The following is a 23,385-nucleotide window of genomic DNA, read 5'->3' on the forward strand; positions in this document are numbered from 1 at the left end:
TGGGTGTTCTTGTTTAAGATCTGTCAAGGATACAGATCTGTTTAATTTATTCACCCTACCACTCCAACTTAACCCTCACACCCTCGGGGCTATTCTCAAACCCAAGGAAACTTGTCTTACTACTCACGTCCCATGTCTTTTTATACTCTATAGCTTTCCCTGTAACATCTGTCACGGTCACTTTTTTAGGTTCAACAGGCAATAGTACACGCATAGCATTGGTGGTATTCAAAGGGCTTTTGCAGATGAACTCGTAACTTTTTGCATCGGCCTTTTCTTCATACACCCTTGCCGCTGTGGCAAGCACTTGCGGCTTTTGCTTGTCGGATACTTTATCAATATTGTACAGGTAACCTTGCTCGCCAACGTTCACTTTTTTCTCGGATAATATAGGTAGCGTCGGGTCGTACAGATCAATAAGCTTGCCTTTGATCGTGTAGCTATCGTTGTTCACGCTTTCGTCCATTACAGAGATGATCTCGTACGGGCCGCGGCTCAGGTAAAAACTATTCTTGTATTGTACTTCTTTGCCTGTGGCTTGCTGATATAGCGTTTCTACCTTGCTGCGCAGGATGCCATCGCGGTCGCTTTCCAGCACATACTCTTTAGGATCCATCCGGATGATGCAGACCTTGCCCTTGCCGACCGTGTAAGTACCCGCCTTTGGGCTTGCACCTACACCCATTTTGGTGAACAGGTCATCAGCCGGGCATTTGTATTTCTTGCCGTCCTTGTTCCACCAATCCTGCACGGTTTGGAAAGGGTCGTCATCGCGGCCCGAGTAAACGATCGTGCCGCCATTCTTTACCCATCGTGCCAAATGGTCGTGCGCTTTTTCTTCCAAAGGTTTCCTGTTCGAGTACGACATCAGCAGCACCTTAGTATCGGCCAAACCTTTTGGATAACCCACATTCTCGATATGGACGATATCCCGGGACACCACGCTTCAGGAATGGCAACGCCTCGCCAAAGAAGTTAGAGAGCTGAGGATCCATCAACTTATTATTCGTCGGCACACGGTTGAACATGCCCGACGATTCGTAAAAACTGCTATAATATGGGTCCGCCCATGCTTTGCCGTCATCGTGCGTAGGCAGGCGTTGGAACATCATCGAATTGGCCATCAGCACGCTGATCCCCTGTGTGCCCGAAGTTTTGTTAGGCGACGTTTTGATATCGTTCAGCGAGTTGATCATCACCATCATTTGGGTGGAGTAACTCCGCGGCATGCCAGCGCGTTCGTTACTGGTACGACTGGTGAAATATTTCCCGTCGAAAATACGATCGGGCCAGGGCATAACCTCGTAATTGTCAATATCCGGGAAGAACAGCTCGGCTGTGAATGTGGTCTGATAGTTCTTGCGGTAATCGGCCCAATCGCGGCGGGTATCCTCTACGGGGTCATTCTCAAAAAACAATTTGCGACCGGTAGGCGCGGTCATCGATCGCATGCAGCCGTACTCTAAGAACGCCGTCTCAAAAGAACGTTCTTTGGCAATGCCGTTATAGTAATTCGGCTCGCGGGCAGTGCCTGTCCACGATTGAACGATGTAGCCATCCACACAATCCAGCGATGCCAAACTCGCTTCCGGACTAACGATCTGCCACATGGCATAATTGATGAGCGAATGCGTGGGTACGTAACACCGGACGTTCATGCCCTTGGTTTTGCCGTATTCCTTAGCGTACGTGAACGACTCCTTTAAAGCACGATAGAACAGATGATATTTGAGTTTATTGGACAGATAAGTATTCTCTGCCGACTCGTGCTGCGGCCGCCAGTCAAAACCATAGTAGTCTTTCCACTCCCGTTTAAAAGCTTCACTATAGCCCGATTTGTTCCAAAATTCAGGTTCTTCCAAATAGATGGCATCAATGCCGGCGTCGATAGCTTTCTTAACTACCTGCTCTTTAAAATACTTTAAAAAGTTCATGGTCGGCACCACATAGGGGGTGTTCTTGCCATGCCAAACGGTATCGCCGTTCATCATCTTCTGGCCTTCGTCCATGTGGGGTTTACCATCCCATTTACCGGTAAAATAATCCTGGTAACCACCCCAGGCCATACCTGTCATAAAGGCTACCTTGTACCCTCTGTCCTTCCACGATGCTATGCGTTGTTCAAACTGCCCCGGACGGCCGCCAGCGCCGTAAATGATAGCCACATCCGCCCGCGAGTCGGTAGTTGGTCGCCATGCCGCGCCGGTCTGAAAAGTGGTTTTCTCTTTGCCGCTATCTTTTACGGGTTGGGTTTGGGCAAAGCCGTAGGTGATGGATAAACAGGTGACGGCGGTAAGGGCGGTCAGTGTTTTGTGGAGGTGGTTATGCATATTGACCGGTGGTTTATAACGTGTTCTACAGTGGTTATGCTAAAATCCCTTCCTTAGGGAGGGGTGTGTTGGTTTGTGTTCAAATGGCAGGGAGGGGTTTGCCACCTTACATCGTCGCTAAACCCCTCCCTGCAACCGCACTATCTTACGCGCCCCTCCCCAAAAGGGATGTGTATAATTACTTCAACAACCCCTGCTGCTCCATCTGTGCATAGCGGGCCAGTATCTCTAACATACCGCCTTGCTCTACCAGGTTCTGGGTGCCGCCTTTGTCGGTTTTGAAAACGCCAAGCTCGTGTTTCTCGTTAGCCAGAGCATAGTCAAGGCATTTTTTAAAACCCATAATGTACTTAGTGTCTTTATTGAATTTCAACAAATGCTGGTATCCGCGCAGCAACACCGCGTTGAACCAATAACCATCCCTAAATTTATCCTTACCATAAAAGAACGGCAGCGAGGCATCTGCAATAATGTTGGCCTGCTCCAGGTACTTCTTGTCTTTGGTCAACTCGTACAAATACACGTACGATTCCAGCATAGTGCCGGTGTTGTAAGAGAAGGTAGCCTTGCCTATGCGGTTGCCGGCTTTGGTGCTGATGTTATCCCAATACAAATTCTCGGGGGTGCGTAACTTGGAGTCGGTCCAGGCGACGATCTTGATGGCGGTATCTAAATAAGCTTTCTGTTTAGTGATCTGATACAGCTGCAAAGCCACCAAAGCACCCGGTCCGTTAGAGCAGGTGTTCTTAGAGCCTTTGTCGCCCTCTACCCAGTAAATGCCGCCACCCAACACCTGGTCGTATCCGCTCAGAATAAAGTCGTACATGTCCTTACCCAATTTCAGGTCGCTTTTCTTTTTGGTGCGTACGTACGAGTCCAATGCGCTGATGCCGATCCACTCGTTATCGTCATAATAACGCTGACCTGGTTTCAGTTTCATAATATAGTCCGAGTAGCCGGCAACGGGCGGGGCGGGGTCCCAATATTCTTCCATTTGCTTCTTTATCGGCTCCATCAGGTTGGCTTTGGGGTTAAGCTTTTCCATCTCGTTAGCGGCCTGGTATAGGGCGCAGTAAGACCATAGATAGGTGTATTCCCTCAGGTAGCCGTTCTTGGTCTCGCGCTCTTTCGGGTCCAACACTACAAAGTAGCGGTTGCTGGCTTTATCGTAAAAATTCTTTTGGATGGCGGCATCAAAAGCGTAAAGCGCTGCCGTGTAAACGCCACCCTTGGTGTTTTGCGCCGACGCGATACCCGTCATTGCCGAAAGGAACAGTACAAGGCCCAGGCCTTTGATCTTATTGGTCATCATAAAGGAGACAGAGAAATTATCTGAGGTTAAAATGGTTATTTAGGTTAAAGTTATTTTTTTGCTTTTAAAGTTCTAAGATACGTCTGTAACAATACCATATACAGCTGCAGTCTTATTACAACGTCACATAAACGAACGTGTATCTGTCCTGCCCGCTGATCAGCGCTATCGGATAACCATTCACATCATAAGTGTAGGTATTGATAGTGGTCGACCCGACAGATTGCACCGCTTTGGTTACGTTATTGCCCGAGTAGCGGTCTGCAATATCGCCGGGATAAGGGTAGGGCGTTAGCGCGTTGGTGTAAATGCTTTTTTGGTTGTCGTAAGTGTAAGTGGTAGTGATATTGCCATTGTTCCAGCTGATGATGTTGCCGCCGTTGAAAGTGTACTGCAATTTGGTAGTGGTACTTTCTATGGCGGTCTCCATAGCTACGCCGCGGGTGTGGGTATGGTTAAACGTAAACTCGCGGACAAAAACATCGTTATTATACACCTTACGGCTGGTGGATGACAGCACACCATCTGTATAACTGAACTGATAAAGGTTGCGGATGGTGTTTGCCCCGTCCGGTACTTTGATGTCTATAGTGAACAGGTTGCTGCCATTGTAAGTATAGGCTACATTCAGTTTATCACCGTTCTTAACGGCGGACAGACGTTTTTGCGCATTGTAGGTGTAATCGGTAAAATCGGTAGCGGTGCCAACGGTATGCACCGTGCGGATGAGGTATTTCTCCACCGCCTTAGGCGGATCGTAACTAGTATATTCCGTATTATCTTTTTTACAGGCCGATAAAGCGATCAGCGCAAAGGCGGCGAGTTGGAGGTAATGTTTGGTTCTCATAGGTTCATTGGTTTTTATCAGGAATTAGGTTGACTATTGCGTCGGTCACTTACGTACCGAGAATTTATACACTGTTTGCGAGCTAAATGTTTCGCCCGGCCGCACAATGGAATTCGGGAATTGTGGGATGTTTGGCGAATCAGGGTAGTGCTGGGTCTCCAAACAAAAAGCGGCGTTCTTGGTAGATGCTTTGCCGCCCCTGCCGATCACGCCGGGGTTGAGGTGATTGCCGGTGTAAAACACCAACCCGGGTTCGGTGGTATAAACCTGCATCTCGCGGCCGCTCAATGGCTCGTAAGCCGTAGCTATCTTGGCCAATTTGCCGCTTTGATTACGCAGGGCAAAGGTAAGGTCGTACCCATTCACCTGGGTGAGTTGTTTGGCGGTATCTAAAATGCGCTCGCCAATTTTGCGGGGTGATGTAAAATCGAACGGGGTGCCTTTCACGTCCAGCAACTTACCCGTTGGCATGGGGCCGGGTTTAGCCTCTAAAAACTTATCCGATGCGATGCTTAACTCGGTATCTAATACCTTATCATCCTTGCTGCCTGACAGGTTGAAATAGGTGTGATTGGTCAGGATCAGCGGGGTGGCTTTATCGGTTGTAGCTTTGTAGTCGAGCTTCAGCTCGTTATTGTTAGTAAGGGTATAAGTGATGGTCACCTTTAAATTGCCGGGATAGCCTTCCTCGCCGTCCGGACTAAAATAGGTCACTTTCAATGCCACCTCTTTATTGCCCGGCACTTCTTCGATATCCCATATCCGTTTATTGAAACCTTTAGCGCCACCGTGGATATTGCCTGATAGCACATATTCCTGCCCGTCGATGGTAAAACGTTTGTTGGTGATACGATTGGCCACCCGGCCCACCACGGCACCCATCAGGGCATTCATGCGCCCGGTATAAACTTTCAGCGAATCGAAACCTAAGACTACACTTGCCAACTTGCCGTCTTTATCGGGAGTAATGATATCGGTAATGGTCGCCCCATAGTTGATCACCTTTACCTGCATGCCATTGGCATTGGTGAGGGTGTACTCGTAAATCTTTTTGCCTTCCAGTTCGCCGTAAGGTGTTTTGGTGATGGTCGGTTTAGCCGAACGCGGTCTACCATCCGCCCGAACAACAGGAACGGATACGACAAAGCAAACCCAGGTATATAAAATGATCAGACGGTTCATCAGGGAGAGATGCAGAATTGGTTATGGTAAATGTACGAAATTTTTCTTTCATATCAAAACTAAAGCGCCGGTTTTGCAAAAAAAATTAGCCAAGAGATATTGGCCGATACAAGTTCAAACATGTTTAATTTTCAGCATATTTTCGTTCATGGATTAGGTGGTCACGCATAAAATCGTTAAAATTGGTGGATAAACAAGCCGTATCCCCTGTACGGAAATTAAACAACCAATATTCACCAAAAAAATGATCATTGAGTTTATCGCGCCCACCATCGCGATAGCTTAAGATGAAAAACCTGCTTATGAAAAAAGTTTTCCTTGCGTTAAGCTGTCTGTTAGCGAGCGGACTGGCCATTGGCCAGGTCAAAGTCGATTACACACATTTTAACAAGAACGGCGCGGCCAAGGTAGCCGTCAGCAAAGATCTGATCACCCTTAGCTGGCCCGGCAATACCGGTACCACCGCACAACTGGTACTGGATATGAACAAGGATAAGGCCCTGTTCAATGCCATTAAGTTAAGCGGCAAAACAGGGGTAAAAACCATTGCCGGCAATTTGGACCCGGCTTTTATCCTCACCATCGGTAAGCGCACGCTCGACCCTAAAAGCGGCGGCTGGGATGTTTTCTTTGACCGTGTGCCGACCAAGCCCTACAAAGCCCACAACGTAAGCTTCGACAAAACCAGCGCCAGCGTAAGCAGCAATGGCTCTAAAACAACCATCCGCATAGGCGAAATGGCATCGTCGACCTTTAAGGGCGCGTTAGAGATCATTGTTTATGATGGCAGCCCGATGTTCAATGTGGCAGCGGTGCTGGCAACTCAGAAGGATTCGACCGCTATTATTTACGATGCCGGATTGGTGAGCAAGCAACAGCCCTGGGATAATATTAGTTGGGAGGACGTGCGCGAACGCATGCAGGTACGTAAAGCCGTGCAGACCGAGACCAGCAAGAACCTGGAAGTAAAATACCGCACCGTGATCGGGCAGACCAAGCAGGGTTCCCTGGCTTTGTTCCCTGCGCCGCACCAATATTTTTACCCGCTGGATGAGGCCTTTAACCTGCGCTTTACCTGGTATGGCAGCAACTACAGGGATATGATACCGGAATTTGGTATCGGTATCCGCCAGGAGTTAGAGGGCGATAAACGTTACGTACCGTGGTTCAACGCGCCGCCTAATACGCAACAGCGTTTAAATTTCTTCTGTCTGATCGATCAGGGTACGCCGACAGCCGCTTTATCGCAAGTAAAGAAATTTACCCACAACGATACCTTTAAACCGCTGCCGGGTTACAAGACCATGGAGAGCCATTTCCATAATGAGTTTATCTCGAGCGTGGCGCTGACCAATAAGCCAGCTCCCGAAGAGCCTAACTTTGTGAAAATATTTAAGGACATGGGTGTTAACATCGTCCACTTGGGCGAGTTCCACGGCCCGGGTCACCCTAAAGGACCGGATGATGCCCGCTTGCGCGAGCTGGATGCGTTGTTCAAGGAGTGCGAGCGCTTGTCTACCGATAACTTTTTACTATTACCCGGCGAGGAAGCCAATAACTTTTACGGCGGCCACTGGATGTCGTTCTTCCCTAAGCCGGTGTATTGGGTAATGTCGCGTAAGGATGAGCAGCCTTACGTGAGCCAGCACCCTAAATACGGCAAGGTGTACCACATTGGCAACAAAGAAGAAATGCTGAAACTGATGGAAGAGGAAAAAGGCCTGGCCTGGGTAGCGCATGCCCGCACCAAAGGATCTACCGGCTACCCTGACGCTTACAAAGACGAAGCTTTCTTCCGTTCGGATACCTACATGGGTGCCGCGTGGAAAGCGATCCCTGCCGACCTATCTACACCTACTCAGGCCCGCCGTGTACTTAACCTGCTGGACGATATGAATAACTGGGGCTTGAAGAAACATGTAATATCCGAGTGCGATATATTTACCATCGAACCCGAGAACGAGATGTATGCCCACTTGAACATCAACTACCTGAAGATGGACAAAATGCCTACCCATAAAACAGGTTGGCAGCCCGTACTGGATGTGATGAGCCAGGGTAAATTCTTCTCGAGTACGGGCGAAGTGCTCATTCCATCTTTCACGGTAAGTGGCCGCAACAGTGGCGAGACCTTAGCTTTACCTGCTGATGGAAACGTGAACGTTGTATTTAGCCTGGATTGGACCTACCCGATGAATTTTGCCGAGATCATTAGCGGCGATGGCAGTAAGGTATATCACGATCGTATAGATCTGAATGATACCCGCGCTTTCGGCACCCGCACCATCACCAAAAAGCTGAATCTGAAAGGCCGCACCTGGGTGAGGCTAGAGGCTTGGGATACCGCCACTAACGGCGCGTTCACGCAGACGGTCTATTTGAAATAGAAATTTAAGATCAAACCATAAAGGGCACGGAGTTTTGCAAAAAGGACACAAGATCTTTGGTCCGATAGCAAAGCTTTGTGCCCTGGGTGTTTATACACGATCCTGAAAAAAGAACAGGTCAAAAAATTATCGATATCAATATCGCCAATAAAAAATAAACAATTACTTTGTAGCCGATGCCGACCTTAAAGCATGGCAGCAAATTTACCATAACCACACAATAAAAATGAGATCCCTTCTGTTACTATCTGCCCTTTCGCTTTACAGCGCCGGCTTGTTCGCGCAATCTGATACCGGCAGAACAGCCACTGCTACCCGTAGCGCTATACTGAGCGGCAACACCGTAAAGGAAATGGTGGGCAAGATAGACGATGAGAATGTTTACGATGCCGAAGGTAATATCCTTGACCACGCGGCCGGCGAAAAATTGCTCCGCACCTACGAGTATCGCCGGGGAATTACACGCGTTAAAGGGCAGAACGGCTTAAGAAAGTCGATCACCAGGATAGATCCCGCCCGCGAGGAGATGATCCTGAAGATGGTACTGTCCGGCAATAGTAAACCGATCAGCCCGAAGCTGCAATTGGGTGAAGTATTGGATGCAACACCTTTCGAGAAAAAGCTCAACGGGTTATCCTTAAATGGTAAAGCCCTGGTACTGCTCTTTTGGTGTGGCGGATGCTACCCCAATCCCGATAAGACAGGTTACGACGATATCAATTATATCACCGGCAAATTTGCTAACCCTGATAAATTTGAGGTATTAGCTATAACCCATCAGTCGCTGCCCGACGCTGAGGCAGCAATGAAGAAGCTCCCGATCTTAAATGCCCGCCATATATTTAACGGATGGGGATTGACCGACCTGTACGAGACCAACAATAAAGCACTTATTGTGATCACCGATAAGGACCATAAGATCACCTATGCTGCAAAGAATTGGCTGGTCACTACCGACAGGTTCTTGTACAGATCGTTAGAAGCATTATAACATCCCTGCATTTTATAGTTATGAAATATACCTTATTACCAATTTTACTTTTTTGCGCTACAGCTGCATGGGCACAAACGATATTACCGCCGAATGGTACCGGCGTGATGGTCGGTCCGCGGATGAGTATGAGTGCCGCCGAATCGAACAAAATGTTCGCTAACATGAAGTTTGCGCCGGGTATTTATGACAGGAACCTGAAACCTATAGATTCTGCCGAGGCAATTAAAATGACCAGAGATTACGAATACGGCATTGCCAGTCGCAGACTGGCCGAAGAAGGCGGCCTTTGGTACCGGGTACTGATGCCGACAGATACCAGTAGGGATGCAGCATTAAAGCGCGACTTTACACCCCGGAACGCGGCCTTGCAACAAGGCATGTTGTTAGATCTTAAACCATTTAAAGGCGAGATACCCGAAAGCAAGATAGCCGGTAAAGCGGTGGTGCTTATTTTTTGGTATCCGGGCTTTAGGGGCTATCCAAATGGATTTGCCGAACATAACGACGTGATCAGCAGATATGTTGGCAAAGAGAAGTTTGAGGTTTACGCGGTGACGAAATACTCGCGCCAACGCGCCTTTGATGCGTTAAGAACAACGCCGATACTGAACGCCCACCACATTTTTGATGCCACCGATCTGCTGGCCATATACGCCCCTGACGACCGGCCACTGATCATTGTGACCGATAAGAACCACAAGATCACCTATTCGGTAACCAATAACCTGGGCATTACACCCCGCATACTAAATGGCTTGCTAAAAGCGCTGTAAAACAAGAAGTCCCTCTTGAACATTGTTCAGGAGGGACTTTGTATATTTTTAAAATAGCCTTAGGCCTTTTTAGCGGCTGTTTTGGCAGCTGGTTTTGCTGCTTTCATCATGGCTGCTTTGCTGGTGCCTTTTTTGCAGCAATCGCCACCTTTAACGCATTTCTCGTTCGATAACTTTTTCTTGGTCTTATGGTCGTCGTGCGCAAAGGTGTTCGGGATGTTTACGGCTACGGCAAGCAGGGTAAGTAAGGTTAACTTTTTCATGCTTATTCAGGCTTTTCTTCAGTGTTGTTATCGCTTGGTTTGGCCGCTTTCAGCTTTGGCTTGCGGGCAGGTAATTCCTGTACTTCGTCCGGCTCAACGGCAGATGCCGGTGCCGTTTCTTCAGTTTTAGGGGCTACCACTTTTTTGGCCTCAACTTTGGGTTCTTCAATAGCCTCTGTCGCTATTGCTAGGGGCTGGGTGTCTGATGTTGGCAGCTCGGCCAATACGGTACGGCCGCCCTTTACCACCTGATTAATGTCCACCAAAATTTTGGTACCCAACGGCAGGAAAAGATCCACACGTGAACCGAACTTGATAAAGCCGAACTGTGAGCCTTGTTCAACCACGTCGCCTTCTTGCACGTACCATACAATACGGCGGGCTAAAGCGCCTGCTATCTGGCGGAACAATACCTGTACGCCGTTGCCGTTTTCAGTAACTACGGTAGTACGCTCGTTCTCGGTAGATGATTTTGGGTGCCAGGCCACCAGGTATTTGCCCGGGTGATATTTAAAGTATTTTACAAAGCCCGATATCGGGTTACGGTTAACGTGTACGTTTATCGGCGACATAAACACCGATAGTTGTATCCTGCGGTCCTTTAAAAACTCCGGCTCGTCGGCTTCTTCAATAACTACCACTTTGCCGTCAGCGGGGCAAAGCACGGTATTCTCGTCTGTAGTGATGGCGAACTTAGGGCTGCGGAAGAACTGCACGATGATCACGAACAGCAGGAACGACAGGATGTAGATGAACCACTTTAAAGCCACTTGCTCGGGCAGGTAAAATTGCACCAAAGCGTTCAGAATAAAGATGAATAACACGCATATAGCGAGCGAGGTATAGCCTTCTTTATGAAAAGTCATAATTGGAGAAAATATTGATCTATATGCAAAGGTACTAATTTGTAACGAAGTACAGGTAACTGTAAACGATTGGGGCTGCAATTAATAGCCCGTCGAACCGGTCCAGCACCCCACCGTGGCCCGGCAATATGCCGCCCGAGTCCTTCACGTTAATGCTACGTTTGAACATTGACTCCACCAGATCGCCCAATGTACCGAAGCAAGATATCAATACTGCCATCGTGATCCATTGGCTCCAATGTAGTTCGGGATAGTAGATGCTCAGGATGTAGCCTGCCAATCCGCTGATCAGCACACCACCAACAAAACCCTCCACAGTCTTTTTAGGCGAGTGGCGCTCGAATAATTTCATTCGACCGAAAGCGCGTCCTGTCAGGTAAGCTCCGGTATCGTTAGACCATAGCATCACAAAAAAGCCCAGCGGGATGTGGAAGTTGAACTCCGTGCCCATATAAGCCATAGCATGGAAGAACGTAAAAGGCATAATGGTGAACACCAGCCCCAGAAAAGTAAATGCGATGTTTTGGAATGGGGTGCTCGTTTTCTTATAAAGTTCCAATATGAAAATGAAACTCAAAGGCACCGGTATCAAAAACATAGCCGCCGGTGATGTACGGTGAAAAGCCAGCAATGCGAAAACCGTATATATGAACGCCCCATTGAACATCCCGGTATAAATATTAGGGAAGTACCCCGCCTTTTTGATAAGCCCGTAAAACTCGTACTGGCAAAAAAGCGCCAGCAGTAAATAAAAAGCGCCAAAAGGGTAATGTCCCGTCAGTAACGACGCCAGCATTACGATCAGAAAAAATAAACCGGTTATAGCCCGTGTTTTCATGTTAGTTCAGTTAAATGTCTTTTAACCACAAAGGGCACAAAGATCTTCACAAAGGACACAAAGGTATTTTTTAATATTTAAACTAAAGCGACGCTAAGAATTCATCTCATTCAAAACCATGATCTCTATCGCCTGACTAAAATCATCCTGATGAATGTATACATCCACATGGCCAAAAGTTTGGTGCGATGAGTCGCGCTTGTTCATCACCACACTATCGATCTGGTGCTCGCTCAGCATTTGCTTCACGATCTCGGCGCGGTAAAAATTAGTCGACGTGAATATCTTCACCCAGTTCTTCTCCATCGGCGATCAATAATTGTTTTTTTATGGTTACCTGGCGGTACAGGTACATCAGCCCTATCGATAGTAAAAACGTAAGCACATAAACCCACCAATGGCCAAACATAGGTTGCCCGCTGTCGGGATCGGCAGCGATCATTTTATGCTGATGCAGGTAAACTGCCACTACCGAAAATGCATTATTGACGAAGTGCATCACTACCGATGGCCATATACTGCCGCTCCAGGCGTACAGATAACCCATGGCTGCTCCCAGCAATAACCGCGGAATAAAGCCAAAGAATTCCATATGTATAAAGCTGAAAATAAAAGCCGCTATCCAAACCCCGCCATGCACACTCCCGGTCGAGCGCATTAATACGGATTGTAAACATCCGCGGAAAAAGAATTCCTCGGCTATGGCAGGTAATACAGCAATGATCCCGATTGATATGATCAGATCGGCAGGTGTCCGCATGTTCAGCAGTACCTTAAATTGCGCCATTGCGGATGATTCCATCTCGCGTATCCACTTGTAAAGGCCGCTCCACGATGCCGGCAGTGTCATTTTTTGGTTAAAATACGCGGTGATATCAATGGTGGGGATGAACGATATCATGATCAGTGCCGCGATCGGCAATAAGATCCATGGCGTATAATTTTTAAGGCCAATATATTCTACCGGGTCGCGCATCAGCAGGTAAGCGAATACCAGCGCGGGGGCCAAAAAACCCACCACTGTGCCGCCTATAGCTAAGAAAAGCCGGAAAGCACCCAGGAATCCAGGGGCGTTGGTGTTGGTCATGTTCATGATGTTGTAGAACATGGGCATGCCGTAAATGGCAGCTACCAAACCAATGGCTATCAGCACCCCAACAAAGCTAAAGCCTAACCATAAGCCTACTAAAGAAAAGAGCTGGCCGATGGTGTTTAAAGGTTGATGGCGGACTGTGGACATATAGATGTTATAAATTTAGTATTTTTGCAGCGTTAAATATACGCATGTCCGTTCAAATAGGAAATATAGATCTTGGGGAGTTCCCGCTGCTGCTGGCACCGATGGAAGATGTGAGCGATCCGCCTTTCCGTTATGTGTGCAAACAGAACGGGGCCGATATGATGTACACCGAGTTCATCTCGTCGGAAGGATTGATCCGCGACGCGGCCAAAAGCCTTAAAAAGCTGGACATATTTGAGTACGAGCGCCCTATCGGTATCCAGATCTTTGGTTCGGATATTGACCACATGCGCGAAGCTACCGAGATTGCCACCCAAGCAGGTCCCGACCTGATGGATATTAACTACGGCTGCCCGGTAAAACAGGTAGCCTGCCGTGGTGCCGGTGCAAGTTTATTGCAGGATATTGACAAAATGGTGGCCATGACCAGTGCCGTGGTGAAAGCTACGCACCTACCCGTTACTGTGAAAACCCGCTTAGGCTGGGACGATAATACCAAGAACGTTTATGAAGTGGCTGAACGTTTGCAGGATGTGGGCATTAAAGCCCTCACCATCCACGGCCGTACCCGCGCCCAAATGTATAAAGGGGAAGCCGATTGGAAGCTGATCCGTGATATCCGTAAGAATCCGCGCATAAAGATACCGATCTTTGGTAACGGCGATATCGATAGCCCGCAAAAGGCTGCCCAGTGGCGCATGGAGTACGAGGTTGACGGGATGATGATTGGTCGTGCCGCTATTGGTTACCCATGGATCTTCCGCGAGGTGAAGCATTACTTTAAGACCGGCGAGTTTTTAGCGCCACCGACCATTGTCGAACGTGTGGAAGTTTGCCGTACGCACTTGCAGAAGTCCGTTGAGTGGAAAGGTCCTAAGACGGGGATCTTTGAGATGCGACGCCACTATAGTAACTACTTTAAAGGAGTAGATCATTTTAAAGAGTTCCGTATGAAATTGGTATCGGCCCAAACTATTGACGATGTTAATGCGTTGCTTGACGAGGTGACCTATCATTACAGTAATTTGGAATTGGCGTAAAGCACCCACGGCGGTGTTGATCGCGACAAATAGGCATTTATTTTAATGCCTGATCGTCATAAAATTATAAACCCGGCCTGCCGGGGTAATTTATTTGTCAGTTTGTCATTCAGGCACTTGTGGCAAGTAATTTGAATATAGATATTTGTTGAACTTAAAAATAATTTATCATGGCTTTAGAAATAACAGACGCAAACTTTGAGGAGCTTGTGTTAAGATCAGATAAACCGGTATTGGTTGACTTTTGGGCAGAATGGTGTGGCCCATGTAGAATGGTTGGCCCGGTAGTAGAAGAGATAGCGAAAGAGTACGACGGCAAAGCTGTTGTTGGCAAAGTTAACGTTGACAATAACCCGGGCATCTCTATGAAATTCGGTATCCGTAACATCCCTGCTTTACTGTACTTTAACGGTGGCGAGGTTGTTGACAAACAAATTGGCGCTGTGCCAAAATCGGTATTATCGCAAAAATTAGATAAGCAATTAGCGTAAGCTGAGTTTAAGCCGGATGATCTCCGGCTCTGCAATATAAAAGCCGCTCCGGATAGTCCGGAGCGGCTTTTTATGTTTGGTATTTTGTATACGAAAGCCCTACATTCGGGAGATACGAGGTATCGTGTCTGTACAAAAGAACCGGTCCACTGGTTAACCGATCACCGGTTAACTGAACACCGACCTACGTATTCTTCACCACAATGCTCTCGGCTACATCGCCTACAAGCTTGGCTTTATCTGTGGCGGTCTCTAAGGCCAAAAGTATCTCGTTGTATTTGATCAGCTCTATGGCGTTGGTCTCTGTAACCAAAAGGGCGGCAACGGCTTTGTTATACACATTATCGGCATAGTGCTCTAACTTTTTGATAGCGTTGACGGATTCGGTGATCACATCTACCTTTTTTATCTGAGCTAAAGCCAATATGCAACGTTCCTGCTCGGCGCAAATGTCTACGATCAGTCCGGCAAGTTCTTTAATTGGCGGGGTGATCTCTTTTGGCTGATACAGGTTGATACGGCGTGCGGAGATATTGATGTAGCCGGCAACGGTATCTATCGCTTTAACCAGGTCGGTCATATCACTGCGCTCGAAAGGCGAGACAAGGGCGCGGCCCGATTCGGCAAATAACTCGCGGGTAATTTCCTGGCTTTTAGTGCGTAAGCGGTTGATGGCAGCGTATTGCGGCTTTTGCTCATCGTTGGTGCTGATAGCTTCTAAAAGAAGTTTGGCCATTTCAGTAGCATTTTCTGCCGATTGGTTGAAGTGGTCGAAGAAAATGTCGCTCTTGTTACGGAACATTGAACTAAAAACACCTTGTTGCATAGCGTTGATGTAAGTACGCAGCAAAGCTAAACAAGCTATTGTTAAGTTAATGTTAACAATTGGTCATAATTATTTAACATCAATTGAGGTCTACCCTTAAATTCGGTAACAATGTTGTGCGCCACCTAATTTATACCTTTACCTTATGCTTAGCTTAAATGTTGCCCAACTTACCCCGATAGAACTGCAGAACTACCTGCAACACGCCATCGCGCCTCGCCCGATCGCCCTGGCCAGCACCATAGATACCGCTGGGAAAGTAAACTTAAGTCCCTTCAGTTTCTTCAATATGTTCAGCACTAACCCGCCGGTCTGCATTATCTCTCCATCACGACGGGTGCGGGATAATACTACCAAGCACACCTTGGAGAATTTAAAAGAGGTGCGCGAACTGGTGATCAACATTGTTAACTACAGCATGGTGCAGCAAACATCGCTCAGCAGTGTGGAGTATGCACAAGGTGTAAATGAATTTGCAAAAGCCGGGTTTACCGAGCTACCGTCGCAATTGGTCAGGCCGCCGCGTGTGGCCGAGTCACCGGTGCAGCTGGAGTGCGTAGTAAATGATATCGTAAGCCTGGGCGATGGCCCGGGCGCAGGCAATCTTATCATTGCCGAAATTAAGCTGATCCACGTTGCCGATGAGGTATTAAGCACAGACGGCAAGATAGACCCCTTTAAAATGGATCAGGTGGCCCGCCTTGGCGGCGACTGGTATTGCCGGGTCACTAAAGATAACTTATTTACGGTAGCTAAACCTAACCGCGATATCGGCATCGGGGTAGATGCGCTGCCTTACAACGTCCGCAACTCGACCGTACTGACAGGTAACGACCTTGGCCAATTAGGTAACCTGGCCGCCTTGCCGGATGATGACGTGGTAGAAGCTTTTGCCAACATCGACGAAGTTAAAGAGATACTGGATGCCACCATTGGCGATAGCCATACCCGCGAGTTACAGTTGCATTTGAAAGCGAAAGCTTTGCTTGCTGAGGGTAGGGTTGAGGATGCGCTGACGGTGTTATTTATAGACTAAAGTAAACCTCATCTACCGCTGCCTTACTATACTCACCGGCCCTAACAACCCGCTGTTCCGTAAAGCCGCGTTCTTTGGCGGACCACTAATGGTCCAGGTCTTACGTTGACTTTCGGGTTGGGCGGCATCGTAGGCAAGACGGTTGAACCAGGTGCTGGTCACCTCCACTTTTAGCACATTATTGCCGAGGGTTATCGCCTTGCTGATATCCACCCGATAAGGCGGAGACCATACCGTCCCTACTTCTTTACCGTTAAGGGTCACCTTGGCGATCATAGCCACGTTGCCCAGGTCCAGTAACAGTTTCTCCGGACCGTAGTTAACGTCGTTAAAAAAGGTGTTGGTATATGTTGCCGTTCCCGAAAATGCTTTGCCTTCGGCAGATAGGTCCAGGTCCTTCCATGGTCTCAATTCATTTACTGTTAACAACTTTGACGCACCCCATCCATCAGGGAAGCTGAGCTCCCAATTGTTTGATAATTTACGGCCGTTCTGCTCTTGCACTACCCGTGCTACTGTAGTAGGCTTTTGATCATGCCGGAAAACTAAAAAACAAGAGCCTGCCTGCGGCAGATCCAGTTCGATGCCGCTGCGACCGTCTTTCGTGATCGATGCAAAAGCTTGGGTCGTGCCTGTGATCGGGTCCCATAATTCTACAGCGCCGGTATTTTTGATATCCAGCGTCCCTTTAAAACCCTCGCCTTTGGGAGCAGTGATCAGGTACCAATCAGCCCCGGCAGTTTTTCGGTGCGACCATAGCGCGTTGCCGCCCGTAACATCTGGTGCTATTTTTAGCGTTGTTAACGCGTTGCCTAAGTTAATGCCCGAGAGCAGCGTACCCTTACCGATGATGCGCATACCAGGCTTGCCGTCGCCCCAGATCTTTTTAACCGCTGCGTTAAAGCGTTGTTGTGATGTTTTGCCGCCGGTCAACGTCACTAAAGTTTTAGGCGCGTTTCCTACTACGGTCGCTCCGGCGCGGATCAGTTGATCCAGTTTCTCTAAGGTTTGAGGGAGCATGTGGGTGGTCTCGGGTAGCCATAGTACGCGGTATTGTATGCCTTCGGGCGTGGTCAGCATACCGTTGACCACTTTCAGGCGGTTCAGCAGCACGTCGGGGTTACAATAGTCGTATTTAAAACCTTGCGGGAAAGGCGCTTCCTGGTCGGGTTTGTGGCCGATCTCATCACCCAGATACCAAAGCACATCGGACACAGGTTTGCCACGCTCCAGCATATAACTCAGCCTTGCAAAGTAGCCGTTAAACTCAGGCATATGTTTCCACCAGGTCTGCCCGCGTAAGAACGGCGTACCGATGTTAGATCCGAACGATGTACCGGGCTTCAGCGAATCGGCCATGGGGTTGTGCGTATAGGTGTGATAGATCAAGTGGGTTACGCCTTCTATCGTGTTAACATTGGCTACCTCTTTCAGCATTGGCCATTGTTCATCCCAAGTCAGTTCAAAGGAAGTAAACGCTTCCGAACCCAGGCGCGGCTTGCCATACAAACGTGCGGCGGAGGCCGCCGGTTTAACAGGTTTAAAATTCAACGTACCCACATAGCCTTTATTAAAAGGTTGCCAAAACTCGCACATTGGCACATCGGCAAATTTGTAATACTCCAAAATATCGGCAGGGAAAACGTCCCCGGCAGCCGTCTCGTATGACACAGCCAGACCATGTTGTTTAGCCAGTTTCACCATCCTGCCGTAGAATTTGTTGGTGTACAGATCGTTAATAGTGGCCCGCCAATCGTGCAGGAAGCGGAAGGTGGTCTCCTGATCGCTCATGACATAGCCAAATATCGCCGGCAACCATTTGCGTAGCTGATAGCCTGAAACCCGGGCAAACTCGGCTTCCATATCGGCCGTCCAGGTCTGGGTTTCGCACTCCCAACTGTCCATCAGCATGCCGGTCAGTAAGCCGCCAGCCAGTGCCCCATTGGGGCTGGATAAACGGCCGATATATCCGGCAAAATGCGCATCGGCCCCTGCTTCAGATAGTTTGTTGCACTCCCAACCAGTACCTTCTTTAGGGGCGGGACCATTTTTCATACCGCTATTTACGTGGCCTATACGCAGTACGGTCCAGTTGCCTGCCGGGGCTGTCCAGTTCAGGTCGCCCTTGGCATCCATCATTTTGGTAATGTCGATGATCTTGGCCAGATCCAAATAGGTTTGTCGTGATTGGGCATAGTCTGTACCACTCCTATCAATATTGCGCAAGGTCCAACCCGCTTCTGATTCCCAATTATTTTTCCGCGCGGCTGTGTAAAAATGGATATAGCGCAACTGCATATCGTGCTTGTTCTCTATCCAGATCTTTAAGCCTTTGGCTTTAACCTCCGGACAGGCCAACGTTACCGGCCTGTTGTCCTGAAAGTTAGCTGCCGGCACGGCGGTGTTCAATATCTCGCGGGTAGTGCCGTCGGCCAGGGTTGCCTGTACTTTTACATTTACACCCGGCTGGTAATCCCAGGCGTGGCTCATACTGTTCACGCTGGGCAGCTCTATGGTACGGATGGTTGCCGGCCCGGCAAAATTCACCTCGGCCCAGTAAGGTTCGCCTTGTGGGGCAGGCTTTAGCGTTACAGGCTTTTCTTTTTCGCTCATTAGCAGGTCAGCCCATTTTAGGTCGCCGCTACCGTTGGCAGATGTTGGTATCAAGGGCTTGCCCGTATCGTCTAATGGAGTAGGGAACGCCAGCACGGTAATGTCTTTATAATTGCGCCAATCCTCCTTACTCGGTTGCGGCTGATCAAGATGGATATTTACCTTCCCACCCTTTACATCGGTACGGCTCCAAGCCAGGTGGCGCATAGCATTTTCAGGCGTGATCCAAGGGCCACCGGCCATAGCCCAGCCCGGGCAATTTTGCATGGTAAATTTTAGTCCAAGGCGTTTACATTCTAACGCGGTATGCTTTACAGCATCTTCCCAAAGTGGACTCAGGCAGGTGATCTGTGGCTGCACTCCCGGCCACGGTCCGCCAAACTGACCGTGAAATAATTGGATGCCCGAAATACCCGACTTAGCTATCGCCTCCAGATCTTTAGTGATGCCGGGTTTGGATACATTGCCGCCAATAAAATGGAACCAGGTCTCGGGATAATAAACCTTACCCGGTGACTTGAAAGCTACTTTATCATGCTCACCAAAGTTCCGGTCCAGTTCCACCTTAGATGGAACAATCGGCGCAACTTGCGCCATTGGCGATAAAGCAGATAAAGACAAAAGGCAGGTCAGCGCGTAAAAGCAGACGTTTTTCAGGTTCATAGGATGGCGGTTAAGAATTGGCGTGGTCGGTTTACTACACACAGCGTGTGCAGCTTAAGCTAAAGTACGTCAATAAAAACAATAACCGTCCCTTACTGTCCTGTTTACCGTGTACCCACATTTTTTTTATGTGCCGGAGGTACTACCTGTTTATAGAAAAACGGCCCACTACGATAATGCCTCAGAGAGGCTACCCTTGGTGGATATGCTTAGCTTAAGGGTACTTCCTTCGGAAGAATTTCATTTTTCACGATCATTGCTATAAAGAGTTAGCCCCGTCCCGGGGCAGATAAACCAATTTCAAAGATGTAGTTACACGGTAATTTGCCGATCCACCTACGTCATTTCATCTAAACGACCTAACGGATCCATAAACTCAGCTACAACTACACCGCGTCAGCAGGTTTACCCTTAAACAGCCCGACTATCTTTATACCGATGGCAAACACCGCGAAAGCCAGCAGGCCGGCAGCAAAGCCGATCAGCATCTCGGTGATCACCGCAGGGATGCTGGGCAGGAAGTGATGGAAATAATCAATGTTGTGTACAAATATCCCGCCCGATACCATCAGCAGGGCTATGGTACCGATGACCGCCAACGCTTTAATGATCAGCGGTAACAGGTCTACTAATAATTTCCCCAGCTTGCTCAGGAAGCCTACATTTTTACTCCGTTTAATGAGGTTGAGCCCCGCATCATCCATACGGACGATCAACGCTACCAATCCGTAAACACCTACTGTTGCCAATATAGCCACGATGGAAACTGTCAGGATCTGATTTAACAGCGGCTTATCAAGTACCGAACTCAGGGCAATGATCACGATCTCTACCGACAGTATAAAATCGGTAGTGATGGCTTGTCTTATCTTGATCTTTTCCTGGTCCGCGCCTTGCTCTTCTACCGCTTCGGCGGCAGGTTTTTCAGGCGGATGTTCTTTCTTGTGAAAGAAATAGTGAATGATCTTTTCGACTCCCTCAAAGGCCAGGTAAAAGCCACCCAGAATAAGGACGTATTTGATTGCCTCAGGCAGGTAATAGTTGAGCAGGAACACGATCGGCAGGATGATCAGCTTATTAATGAACGAGCCTTTGGTGATAGACCATAACACGGGCAACTCGCGGTTGGAAAGGAAGCCGGTGGCTTTTTCGGCGTTAACGGCCAGGTCATCGCCAAGGATGCCGGCGGTTTTGCGGGTGGCGATCTTGCTCGTTACGGCAATATCATCCATTAAAGCCGCTATATCATCCAAAACCGCGAAAAAACCTGAAGCCATATTGTAGAAGTGTTTTATTAGGTAAGCGTAAAAGTAGACAGATCGTTTGAAAGCGGTGCGGGTTATTTTGAATTTAGGGGATATAGCAGCAGCGCAACAAGCATGTAGGCTTTGTTATGATCTTCGGGAACCGGATGTGCTAATTACGGTTGAACTGAAATAGCTCAAATACTTCGCCCGCCTCAAAGTCCGTCCTATCGGCCGGCAATTGTAAAAATGCATCTGTGTCGGCTAAGTTGGCAAAGTCGCCGGATCCGTTGCCGGCTAATGGGGTGGCCATGGTTCGGCCATCGGGCGCCATAGTGGTTTGCACTTGTAAAAAGTATTCCAGGTCGGGTTCAAAGGTAAAGTCCGCTGCTAATACAGCATATCGTTTTTGCGTGAGCAAGCCCAAGGTGTCCTGCAACCACGGCAAAAAATAGCGGTGCACACACATAAAAGTAGCCACCGGGTTACCCGGGAACGCGAATACCAGCACGCCCTTATCATTCGCCCCGAACCAGAACGGTTTGCCCGGCCGTTGCCGCACTTTGTGGAACAGCTTGGTTACGCCCACCTCCTCCAAAGCCTGCGGGATATAGTCGAATTTACCCATAGATATACCACCTGACAACAGGATCACATCGTAGTTATCCAAACACCGGCTTATCTCGTCCCTGGTCACATTAGGTTCGTCGGGGATGTGTACCATATCGATTTGCAGGCCTTGTTGCTGAAGGATGGCTTTGATAGTATAATTATTAGACCGGCGGATCTGGTAAATGGCCGGTGTCTCATCAACTTCCACTAATTCATCGCCCGATGATATGATTACTACCTTCGGGAATTTTTTTACCAATACGTTGGTCTTACCAACCGATGCAATAATGCTGATCAGCGCCGGGCTGATCACCCTGCCTTTTGCAGCCACTACATCGCCCTGTTGTTTATCTTTCCCTTTGTTATGGATATTTTGCCCCCGGCGGATGTTCTCTACGATCACCTCGGCGTGGTTGCCGGTGATCAGTACGTCTTCGTAACGGATGATGGTATCAAAACCTTCGGGCAAAACCGCCCCGGTCATGATCTCGACGCAATGGTCCGGCTTGCTCCCCCGCAAGGGCTCGTCACCTGCCGCTTGTGTGCCTGCGATGGTGAATGAACGGTTGCCGCCTGCAAAGTCTGTATAATTGATGGCAATACCATCCATGGTCACACGGTCGAATGGTGGCATGTCCCTGTCGGCCAATATATCTTCGGCCAATATGCGGCCTAACGATCGTTCAAAAGCCACCGCTTCCGTGCCATAGTCGCGGGTTTGGTTTTGGATAATGTGCCAGGCTTGCTCTACAGTTATCATGCGTTATTATCCTCCTATTGATGCCATCGACTCGTGCGCGGGCGAGTTAGCCGCGCGTAAAGCCTCGGCCTCCCAACCGTCTTTTGCCCGGTGGCCGATGGCATGGGTCAGTATCTCTTTTAGTTCAATGTCGTTTTTGCCGCTCCTTAACAGGTCGCGCAGGTTAAGCCCTTCGCCTTCGTACAGGCAGGTCTTTAACTCGCCTTGCGGTGTCAGGCGGATGCGGTTACAAGTGCCGCAAAATGTGCGCGAGTAAGCCGCAATAACGCCAACCTTACCCAGATGCCCGGGGATGCGGTAGTTATATGATGTCGAAAAAAGACCGTCAGGCACTTTAGCAATAGCCGGGTAAGTTTGTTTAATATGTTCCATTATCCGCACATGGTCCCAGGCCAGGCCGGTGTAAACGTGGCTATCACCGTTAAAAGGCATCTCTTCGATAAAGCGCACATCTACCGGAATATCTTTGGTCAAACCCACCAACGGCAGGATATCCTGCGTGTTGCGGCCGTCCATCACCACGGCGTTTATCTTTACCTGCATATCGTGGCTTAGCAGCTCATCCAGCGTTTGCATCACGGCCGCAAATTCATCACGACGGGTGATAGCGAAGAACCGCCCGGCATCCAAGGTATCCAAACTTAAATTGACGGATGTGATACCCAAACTTTTCAGCTCAGGAATGTAAGGTGCAGTTAAAACCCCATTGGTGGTCAGGCTGATCTGATCCAGACCATCTATGCCCGAAATCGCCCTCAGCAACTGCATGATATCCTTACGCACAAAAGGCTCGCCGCCGGTAATACGGATCTTGTTGATGCCCATGCTCACTAACAGTTTGCACAGGTGCAGCATCTCCTCGTAATTCAGCAACTCGCTGCGGTTAAGCCAGTGCAAACCATCCTCGGGCATGCAGTAAAAGCAGCGCAAGTTGCATTTGTCGGTCACCGCCAAACGCAGGTATGTTATTTCACGGCCATGCTGGTCTTTGAGCATTCGGGGATACTTGTGGTGTATATACAAATAAAGGGCTTATTTGTGAGAAATGCCTAACCGCTCCCTCCGGGC

Annotated in this window: 20 protein-coding genes and 1 pseudogene; 6 read left to right on the forward strand and 15 right to left on the reverse strand. The window is 48.7% G+C overall.

Annotated elements, in window-relative coordinates; genetic code table 11:
* Positions 1-55: 55 nt before the first annotated feature.
* From IRJ16_RS22840 to IRJ16_RS06790, 5 genes are all read right to left on the reverse strand, one after another.
* Positions 56-910 carry a hypothetical protein gene (locus IRJ16_RS22840; protein WP_228079910.1) on the reverse strand — a complete coding sequence of 285 codons (855 nt, stop codon included), beginning with the start codon at positions 908-910 and terminating at the stop codon, positions 56-58.
* Complete coding sequence (locus IRJ16_RS22845; RefSeq protein WP_228079912.1) at positions 879-2,330, reverse strand: hypothetical protein; 1,452 nt, start codon at positions 2,328-2,330, stop codon at positions 879-881. Before IRJ16_RS22845 ends, IRJ16_RS22840 begins: the two co-directional genes overlap by 32 nt.
* 178 nt (positions 2,331-2,508) lie before the next feature.
* The gene (locus IRJ16_RS06780) at positions 2,509-3,642 is read right to left on the reverse strand and encodes a glycoside hydrolase family 76 protein (RefSeq protein WP_194110768.1); all 1,134 of its coding nucleotides are present in this window, start codon (positions 3,640-3,642) and stop codon (positions 2,509-2,511) included.
* 115 nt (positions 3,643-3,757) lie between these two features.
* Positions 3,758-4,489, reverse strand: a complete 732-nt coding sequence (locus IRJ16_RS06785) for a hypothetical protein (RefSeq protein ID WP_194110769.1) — start codon at positions 4,487-4,489, stop codon at positions 3,758-3,760.
* Between the two features lie 45 nt (positions 4,490-4,534).
* Positions 4,535-5,671 (reverse strand): aldose epimerase family protein, encoded by a 1,137-nt coding sequence (locus IRJ16_RS06790; RefSeq protein ID WP_194110770.1) that lies wholly within the window; start codon positions 5,669-5,671, stop codon positions 4,535-4,537.
* Positions 5,672-5,973: 302 nt separating this feature from the next.
* On the opposite strand from IRJ16_RS06790, the gene IRJ16_RS06795 reads away from it, so the two are divergent.
* The 3 genes from IRJ16_RS06795 (at position 5,974) to IRJ16_RS06805 (ending at position 9,825) form a co-directional block, all read left to right on the forward strand.
* Positions 5,974-8,058, forward strand: coding sequence for a CehA/McbA family metallohydrolase domain-containing protein (locus tag IRJ16_RS06795; RefSeq protein ID WP_194110771.1), 2,085 nt, complete (start codon positions 5,974-5,976; stop codon positions 8,056-8,058).
* A 226-nt stretch (positions 8,059-8,284) separates the two neighbouring features.
* Positions 8,285-9,049, forward strand: a complete 765-nt coding sequence (locus tag IRJ16_RS06800) for a hypothetical protein (protein ID WP_194110772.1) — start codon at positions 8,285-8,287, stop codon at positions 9,047-9,049.
* A gap of 20 nt (positions 9,050-9,069) precedes the next feature.
* Positions 9,070-9,825 (forward strand): hypothetical protein, encoded by a 756-nt coding sequence (locus tag IRJ16_RS06805; protein ID WP_194110773.1) that lies wholly within the window; start codon positions 9,070-9,072, stop codon positions 9,823-9,825.
* Positions 9,826-9,884: 59 nt separating this feature from the next.
* On the opposite strand, the gene IRJ16_RS06810 is transcribed toward IRJ16_RS06805, so the two are convergent.
* The 5 genes and pseudogenes from IRJ16_RS06810 to IRJ16_RS06830 all read right to left on the reverse strand — a co-directional run bounded on the left by IRJ16_RS06810 (position 9,885) and on the right by IRJ16_RS06830 (position 13,032).
* Positions 9,885-10,088, reverse strand: coding sequence for a hypothetical protein (locus IRJ16_RS06810; protein WP_194110774.1), 204 nt, complete (start codon positions 10,086-10,088; stop codon positions 9,885-9,887).
* Positions 10,089-10,300: 212 nt separating this feature from the next.
* Positions 10,301-10,954: pseudogene (locus IRJ16_RS06815) on the reverse strand (phosphatidylserine decarboxylase family protein); the annotation flags it as partial.
* A 34-nt stretch (positions 10,955-10,988) separates the two neighbouring features.
* Entirely contained in the window at positions 10,989-11,792 is an 804-nt protein-coding gene (locus IRJ16_RS06820; RefSeq protein ID WP_194110775.1) for a phosphatidate cytidylyltransferase, read from the reverse strand.
* 93 nt (positions 11,793-11,885) lie between these two features.
* Entirely contained in the window at positions 11,886-12,098 is a 213-nt protein-coding gene (locus tag IRJ16_RS06825) for a putative signal transducing protein (RefSeq protein ID WP_194110776.1), read from the reverse strand.
* Positions 12,061-13,032, reverse strand: a complete 972-nt coding sequence (locus tag IRJ16_RS06830) for a CPBP family intramembrane glutamic endopeptidase (protein ID WP_194110777.1) — start codon at positions 13,030-13,032, stop codon at positions 12,061-12,063. Before IRJ16_RS06830 ends, IRJ16_RS06825 begins: the two co-directional genes overlap by 38 nt.
* Positions 13,033-13,076: 44 nt before the next feature.
* Here IRJ16_RS06830 and dusB point away from each other — a divergent pair, with 44 nt between their 5' ends.
* Positions 13,077-14,072 carry a tRNA dihydrouridine synthase DusB gene (gene dusB / locus IRJ16_RS06835; RefSeq protein ID WP_194110778.1) on the forward strand — a complete coding sequence of 332 codons (996 nt, stop codon included), beginning with the start codon at positions 13,077-13,079 and terminating at the stop codon, positions 14,070-14,072.
* A gap of 170 nt (positions 14,073-14,242) precedes the next feature.
* A complete protein-coding gene (gene trxA, locus IRJ16_RS06840) occupies positions 14,243-14,563 on the forward strand; it encodes a thioredoxin (protein WP_194110779.1) in 321 nt (106 codons plus the stop codon).
* Positions 14,564-14,747: 184 nt separating this feature from the next.
* Here trxA and IRJ16_RS06845 read toward each other — a convergent pair whose 3' ends face one another.
* Entirely contained in the window at positions 14,748-15,389 is a 642-nt protein-coding gene (locus IRJ16_RS06845) for a DUF47 domain-containing protein (RefSeq protein WP_194110780.1), read from the reverse strand.
* A gap of 145 nt (positions 15,390-15,534) precedes the next feature.
* Here IRJ16_RS06845 and IRJ16_RS06850 point away from each other — a divergent pair, with 145 nt between their 5' ends.
* A complete protein-coding gene (locus IRJ16_RS06850; protein WP_194110781.1) occupies positions 15,535-16,425 on the forward strand; it encodes a flavin reductase family protein in 891 nt (296 codons plus the stop codon).
* A gap of 12 nt (positions 16,426-16,437) precedes the next feature.
* Here the strand turns inward: IRJ16_RS06850 and IRJ16_RS06855 are convergent, their stop codons facing one another.
* From IRJ16_RS06855 to moaA, 4 genes are all read right to left on the reverse strand, one after another.
* Entirely contained in the window at positions 16,438-19,701 is a 3,264-nt protein-coding gene (locus IRJ16_RS06855) for a glycosyl hydrolase (protein ID WP_194110782.1), read from the reverse strand.
* A 386-nt stretch (positions 19,702-20,087) separates the two neighbouring features.
* Entirely contained in the window at positions 20,088-20,978 is an 891-nt protein-coding gene (locus IRJ16_RS06860) for a DUF808 domain-containing protein (RefSeq protein ID WP_194110783.1), read from the reverse strand.
* Positions 20,979-21,117: 139 nt separating this feature from the next.
* A complete protein-coding gene (locus IRJ16_RS06865) occupies positions 21,118-22,317 on the reverse strand; it encodes a molybdopterin molybdotransferase MoeA (protein WP_194110784.1) in 1,200 nt (399 codons plus the stop codon).
* Positions 22,318-22,323: 6 nt separating this feature from the next.
* Positions 22,324-23,313: a GTP 3',8-cyclase MoaA gene (gene moaA, locus IRJ16_RS06870; protein ID WP_194110785.1), complete on the reverse strand. Its 990-nt coding sequence runs from the start codon at positions 23,311-23,313 to the stop codon at positions 22,324-22,326.
* Between the last annotated feature and the right edge of the window lie 72 nt (positions 23,314-23,385).

This window comes from Mucilaginibacter myungsuensis (genome assembly GCF_015222005.1).
In the GTDB taxonomy this organism is placed as follows: Bacteria; Bacteroidota; Bacteroidia; order Sphingobacteriales; family Sphingobacteriaceae; genus Mucilaginibacter; species Mucilaginibacter myungsuensis.